This is a genomic window from Pseudomonas sp. yb_5 (assembly GCF_043103865.1).
In the GTDB taxonomy this organism is placed as follows: domain Bacteria; phylum Pseudomonadota; class Gammaproteobacteria; order Pseudomonadales; family Pseudomonadaceae; genus Aquipseudomonas; species Aquipseudomonas putida_Y.
On the sequence record NZ_JBICKE010000051.1, the window covers coordinates 158058 to 164701 of the forward strand.

The window sequence follows — 6644 nt, forward strand, 5'->3', positions numbered from 1 at the left end:
GGAAAAGTCAGCCAACCCGATCAGAGGTTCTCGTAGCGGTTCATGTCCAGCACGCCCGCTTCGACCGGTTCGGTCTCCTTGATATAGCTGTTCAGATCGTGGAAGTAGTGCCAGAACGCTGGGTGACTGCGGCGCACACCCCAGCGCATGACAATGCGCTCGAACTTCGCCGCGTCATCTTTCGCATACTCCATGTCCTCGACGAACTCCGGCACATCCTTGGTCGGGATGTTGAAGATGAAGTTCGGGTAGCTGGTGAGCACACCGGGGTACAGGGTCAGGGTATCCAGCCCCGGCTGGTAGCGGTAAGCCTCACCCAGCAGGAACGCCACGTTGCTGTGCGCGCGGTTGCGCAGCAGGCTGTACACCTGACGCTGGCCGTCCTGCCCTTCGATACGCAGCATGGTCGCCTCGGGCAACTGGTTGATCACCTTCAGCCCGGCCGCCGGGCGCGACACCAGCCGGCTGAGCGACTGCTCGGCATTGCGGAACTCTTCGCTGATCTGCGGCCGTGAGCAGAACGCGCCCTGGCAGCGATTGATCGGGTCCGGCGCGGCATTCAGGCTGCCGGTGCGCTGCAGCAGCTTCAGGCCAAAGTCGCGTTTGGGGTTGCGCGGGTCGAGCTTGATGCCACTCGGGGTGTCGGTGTCGATGTCTTCATAATCCATCCACATTTTCACCTTGCCACTGTTCTGGTACCAGTCACCAAGGATCGCCTTGCGCTGGTCGGCCGGCATCAGGCGCAGGAAGTTGACCTCGGCACCATTGCGGATCAGGTCGAAGTACAGGCGCGTCTGCAACTGGTGCGAAACGTTGCCATACACATCGAAGTTGACCGCCAACTGGTAATACGTGCGCTCGAACAACGGGTAGTCGAACAGCCACACGGTCAGCGGCACATCACCCACCAGGCCCTTGGTCACCGATGCGCTGTCGAAGTGGCGGAAGATGCTCAGCAGCGCATTGTCGTTACCGGCCCACAGCGTCGACCATCTCGGTGCCGGCATTTCGGCATAGGCTTCACGGCGCAGTTTCTCGTAGTCGTTGCGCTTGTCCCGATAGGCGTGCCACAGGCTCAGCACACTGCCCACGTCATCGATCTGGCCAGGCATGGCCAGCAACGGCGTGGCCTCGCCCCGGTACTCGGCATCGGTGATGTAGCGATCGAAGGCCGGCTCCTGGAACAGCGCCCAGAAGTTGTCGCGGATCACGTCAGTGGCAATCTGCCCGCGGCACACCGGGCCACGGATGAAGGTGCGCACGAAGTACTCGGCGTTATCCAGCATGAACTGGTAACGCGCCACTGCCGGGATCGCTTCGAAGGTTTCAAACGGGTTGGACCGGTGGCGCGGGCCGTAACCCGGAAGCGCGGTGGCATGCCAGTCGCCGGCGTAGAACAGCTGCTTCACGCGCTTGAGTTTCTGAGGCCCCATCGGGTAGGTGATATGCGTCTTGTGCACGATCACACCCTGCACCGGGATCAACCGGTAGTAGAAGTCCGTGCCCGGTGGGTCGTTGGGGCGGCGGGTGGCAATGATATCGACCGGCTTGCCACTTGGCGTGCGCGAGCGCACCCACTGGAAGAAGTGGCCCTGCTCGCCGCCAACGAAGTAGATGTGCGCCAGGAACAGGTGCTCGTACAGCCAGCGACCCACCAGCGCCTCGGTGGAACCCGGGCGGTTGAGCAGTTCTTCCCACTCTGCGATTTGCCTGGCTTCGGCCGCGCTCGGCTGGATCGGCTGATACTCCACCGGCGCACCGGCCGCCAGCCAGCGGCGCATGGTGGCGTATTCGTCGTCGGTCAGCCCGGTCACCGCCAGCGGCATGCCCTCCTTGGGATGTGCGCCGGCATAGGCGTCGAACTCATGGGGCAACGGGCACATATTGTTGCGGCTCAGGCCCAGGACGATCTCTTCGGGCAGCTTGGCGTTGGGCGTAAGCGGGGTCTTGTGGCCCAACTCCAGCATGCGCGCCATCAGCGCGGCCTGACCGCCCTGGTTGTCGAGCACCGAGTAGAAGCCTTTCTTGCGCCATTGCTCTTCGCTGTGTGCGTCGTAGAAAAGCCGCGTGGTGGGCACCGCCTTGCTCCGCTCGCCCTGGTACACCGGGACCTTGCTGGCCCCGCGTACAGCGCCTTCAGGGCTTTCCAGCTTCAGCTGGCAGGCGGCGTCGTTGCAGGCGTGGCAGGCCACGCACTTCTCGGTAAAGATCGGTTGAATGTCCCGGGTGTAGGAGATAGCCGGGCTCGACTGGGGGGCCTGCCCGAATGCCGCGCCGCTGATGAGCAGGGCAAAGGCGCCGGCAAGGATACGATGCACCATGTGCGGAAAGTCCTGGTTCTTGAAAGCCATCACGATTTGTTGCCTGGTCATCCTGGGTGCTTTGCGCTGTCAGCGCCCGTCCAACATGAGCAGTTTTCATGCAAATGGGCGACATGCCTAAAAACCGCGCAGCTTTGTTATGATTCGGCACCTTCTGTTATTCGCCCGACCAGGTAGTTCCTATGTCCGACCGCAGCGCTCGTCTTCAAGCACTCCAGAACGCACTCAAAGAGCGCATCCTGATCCTCGACGGCGGCATGGGTACTATGATCCAAAGCTACCGTCTAGAGGAACACGACTATCGTGGCACGCGTTTTGCCGATTGGCCAAGCGATGTGAAGGGAAACAACGACCTTTTACTGCTCAGCCGCCCGGACGTGATCGCCGCCATCGAGAAGGCCTACCTGGATGCCGGTGCCGATATTCTCGAAACCAACACCTTCAACGCCACGCAGATTTCCCAGGCCGACTACGGCATGGAGTCACTGGTTTACGAACTGAACGTCGAAGGCGCGCGCATCGCTCGCCAGGTTGCCGATGCCAAGACCCTGGAGACGCCGGACAAGCCGCGCTTCGTCGCCGGCGTGCTCGGCCCTACCAGCCGGACCTGCTCGATTTCCCCGGACGTCAATGACCCCGGGTTCCGCAACGTCACCTTCGACGAGTTGGTAGAAAACTACATCGAGGCCACCCGCGGCCTGATCGAGGGCGGCGCCGACCTGATCCTGATCGAGACCATCTTCGACACCCTCAACGCCAAGGCGGCGATCTTCGCCGTGCAGCAAGTGTTCGAGGACGACAACGTCGAACTGCCGATCATGATCTCCGGTACCATCACCGACGCCTCCGGCCGTACCCTGTCGGGCCAGACCACCGAAGCGTTCTGGAACTCGGTGCGTCACGCCAAGCCGATTTCCGTGGGCCTGAACTGCGCCCTGGGCGCCAAGGACCTGCGCCCGTACCTGGAAGAGCTGGCGACCAAGGCCGATACCCATGTGTCCGCCCACCCCAATGCCGGCCTGCCGAACGCCTTTGGCGAGTATGACGAAACCCCGGCCGAGATGGCTGCGGTGGTCGAGGAATTCGCTGCCAGCGGCTTCCTCAACATCATTGGCGGCTGCTGCGGTACCACGCCGGGGCATATCCAGGCCATTGCCGAAGCCGTGGCCAAGTACAAGCCGCGCGAGATTCCGGAAATCGCCAAGGCCTGCCGCCTGTCGGGCCTGGAGCCGTTCACCATCGACCGCCAGTCGCTGTTCGTCAACGTCGGTGAGCGCACCAATATCACCGGTTCCGCCAAGTTCGCCCGGCTGATCCGCGAAGAGAACTATACCGAAGCCCTGGAAGTCGCCCTGCAACAGGTCGAGGCCGGCGCCCAGGTAATCGACATCAACATGGACGAAGGGATGCTCGACTCCCAGGCGGCCATGGTCCGGTTCCTCAACCTGATCGCGGGTGAACCGGACATCTCGCGTGTACCGATCATGATCGACTCGTCCAAGTGGGAAGTGATCGAAGCCGGTCTCAAGTGCATCCAGGGCAAGGGCATCGTCAACTCCATTTCCATGAAGGAAGGCGTCGAGCAGTTCAAGCACCACGCCCGCCTGTGCAAGCGCTATGGTGCTGCCGTGGTGGTCATGGCCTTCGACGAAGTCGGCCAGGCCGACACTGCAGCGCGCAAGAAGGAAATCTGCCAGCGCAGCTATGACATCCTGGTCAACGAAGTGGGCTTCCCGCCAGAAGACATCATCTTCGACCCGAACATCTTCGCCGTCGCCACCGGTATCGAAGAACACAACAACTACGCCGTCGACTTCATCGAAGCCTGTGCCTATATCCGCGACCACCTGCCCCACGCCCTGAGCTCGGGCGGTGTGTCCAACGTGTCGTTCTCGTTCCGTGGTAACAACCCGGTGCGTGAGGCGATCCACTCGGTGTTCCTGTATCACGCGATCCAGAACGGCCTGACCATGGGTATCGTCAACGCCGGCCAGCTGGAGATCTACGACGAGATCCCGGCCCAGCTGCGTGAGAAGGTCGAGGATGTGGTGCTCAACCGCACCCCGCATGGCACCGATGCACTGCTGGCCATCGCCGACGACTACAAGGGCGGCGGCGCAACCAAGGAAGTGGAAAACGAAGAGTGGCGCTCGCTGCCGGTGGAGAAACGCCTGGAGCACGCGCTGGTAAAAGGCATTACCGCGTTCATCGTCGAAGACACCGAAGCATGCCGCCAGCAGTGCGCGCGCCCCATCGAAGTGATCGAAGGCCCGCTGATGAACGGCATGAACGTGGTCGGCGACCTGTTCGGTGCGGGCAAGATGTTCCTGCCGCAGGTGGTCAAGTCAGCCCGGGTGATGAAACAGGCCGTTGCTCACCTGATCCCGTTCATCGAAGCCGAGAAAGGCGACAAACCGGAAGCCAAGGGCAAGATCCTGATGGCCACGGTAAAAGGCGACGTGCACGACATCGGCAAGAACATTGTCGGCGTGGTGCTGGGTTGTAACGGATACGACATCGTCGACCTTGGCGTGATGGTGCCGGCGGAGAAGATCCTGCAGACGGCCCGCGAGCAGAAGTGCGACATCATCGGCCTGTCCGGCCTGATTACCCCGTCGCTGGACGAAATGGTCCACGTTGCCCGCGAAATGCAGCGCCAGGGCTTCGAACTGCCGCTGATGATCGGTGGCGCCACCACCTCCAAGGCGCACACGGCGGTCAAGATCGAGCCCAAGTACAGCAACGACGCAGTCATCTACGTCACCGACGCTTCGCGCGCGGTCGGCGTGGCCACCCAATTGCTGTCCAAAGAACTGAAGCCGGGCTTTGTCGAGAAGACCCGCCTGGAATATGTGGACGTGCGCGAGCGTACCGCCAACCGCAGCGCCCGTACCGAGCGCCTCAGCTACGCCCAGGCGATCGCCGCCAAGCCGCAGTACGACTGGGCCGGCTACCAGCCAACGGCGCCCTCCTTCACCGGCGTCAAGGTGCTGGAGGACATCGATTTACGCACCCTGGCCGAGTACATCGACTGGACCCCGTTCTTCATCTCCTGGGACCTGGCCGGCAAGTTCCCGCGCATCCTCACCGACGAGGTGGTTGGCGAGGCCGCTACGGCGCTGTACAAGGATGCCCGCGAGATGCTCGACAAACTGATCGACGAGAAGCTGATCAGCGCCCGCGCGGTATTCGGCTTCTGGCCGGCCAACCAGGTGGACGATGACGACATCGAAGTCTACGGCGAAGACGGCCAGGCACTGGCCACCCTGCACCACCTGCGCCAGCAGACCATCAAGCCGGACGGCAAGCCCAACTGGTCGCTGGCCGATTTCGTCGCACCGAAAGACAGCGGCGTTACCGACTACGTAGGTGGTTTCATCACCACCGCCGGCATCGGTGCCGAGGAAGTGGCCAAGGCTTACCAGGACAAGGGCGACGACTACAGCTCGATCATGGTCAAGGCCCTGGCCGACCGCCTGGCCGAAGCCTGTGCCGAATGGCTGCACGAGCAGGTGCGTAAAGAGCACTGGGGCTATGCCCGCGACGAGCACCTGGACAACGAGGCGCTGATCAAGGAACAGTACAGCGGCATCCGCCCTGCTCCGGGCTACCCGGCCTGCCCCGACCACACCGAAAAGGAAACCCTGTTCCGCCTGCTCGATGGCACTGCCATCGGTGAAACCGGGCCGAGCGGGGTATACCTCACCGAGCACTTCGCGATGTTCCCGGCGGCGGCGGTCAGCGGCTGGTACTTCGCCCACCCGCAGGCGAAGTATTTTGCCGTCGGCAAGGTCGACAAGGACCAGATCGAACGTTACAGCGCGCGCAAAGGCCAGGACATCAGCGTGAGCGAGCGCTGGCTGGCGCCTAACCTGGGGTATGACAGCTAAACGACTGCGCTGGCTTCTTCGCGGGTATACCCGTGAAGAGGCCGGCACAGGCAACCTCGCAACCATTGCCTACACTGTCCCTGATTGCCTCTGATTTCCCCAGGAGCCACCATGGACGATTCCAGCCAGGGCAAACCCCCGACCTTCTGGCAGATGCTGCACAGCATCCTCGCTGCCGCCTTCGGCGTGCAAAGCGGCAAAAACCGCGCACGCGACTTCACCCACGGCAAGGCCAGCCATTTCATTGCGCTGGGGGGGCTGTTCACCCTGGTGTTCATTGCGGTATTGATCGGGCTGGTGCAGTTGGCCCTGCACCTGACCCGCTAACCTGTGCCGGCCTCTTCGCGGGTAAACCCGCTCCTACGACGGCCTGTGTCCAACCACCGACCTGTGTCCATCACCGATCCGCTGTCCAACCCCCGATGCGTGTCCA

General features: G+C 62.5%; 3 protein-coding genes. 2 read left to right on the top strand and 1 reads right to left on the bottom strand.

From position 1 onward, the window contains the following. Window positions 1-20: 20 nt before the first annotated feature. Window positions 21-2321 (bottom strand): fatty acid cis/trans isomerase, encoded by a 2301-nt coding sequence (locus tag ACF8GF_RS07005; protein ID WP_176683988.1) that lies wholly within the window; start codon window positions 2319-2321, stop codon window positions 21-23. Between the two features lie 182 nt (window positions 2322-2503). Here ACF8GF_RS07005 and metH point away from each other — a divergent pair, with 182 nt between their 5' ends. Both metH and ACF8GF_RS07015 read left to right on the top strand, forming a co-directional pair. Beyond that, window positions 2504-6211 (top strand): methionine synthase, encoded by a 3708-nt coding sequence (metH, locus tag ACF8GF_RS07010; protein WP_010953333.1) that lies wholly within the window; start codon window positions 2504-2506, stop codon window positions 6209-6211. Between the two features lie 111 nt (window positions 6212-6322). After that, on the top strand, window positions 6323-6538 hold the full coding sequence (locus tag ACF8GF_RS07015; protein ID WP_020193229.1) for a DUF2970 domain-containing protein: 216 nt from the start codon (window positions 6323-6325) through the stop codon (window positions 6536-6538). Window positions 6539-6644: the final 106 nt, after the last annotated feature.

What these genes read in the sequence shown, in the direction of transcription:
- ACF8GF_RS07005 (WP_176683988.1), bottom strand. Translation starts at nt 2,321, where the DNA reads ATGGTGCATCGTATCCTTGCCGGCGCCTTTGCCCTGCTCATCAGCGGC.
- metH (WP_010953333.1), top strand. Translation starts at nt 2,504, where the DNA reads ATGTCCGACCGCAGCGCTCGTCTTCAAGCACTCCAGAACGCACTCAAA.
- ACF8GF_RS07015 (WP_020193229.1), top strand. Translation starts at nt 6,323, where the DNA reads ATGGACGATTCCAGCCAGGGCAAACCCCCGACCTTCTGGCAGATGCTG.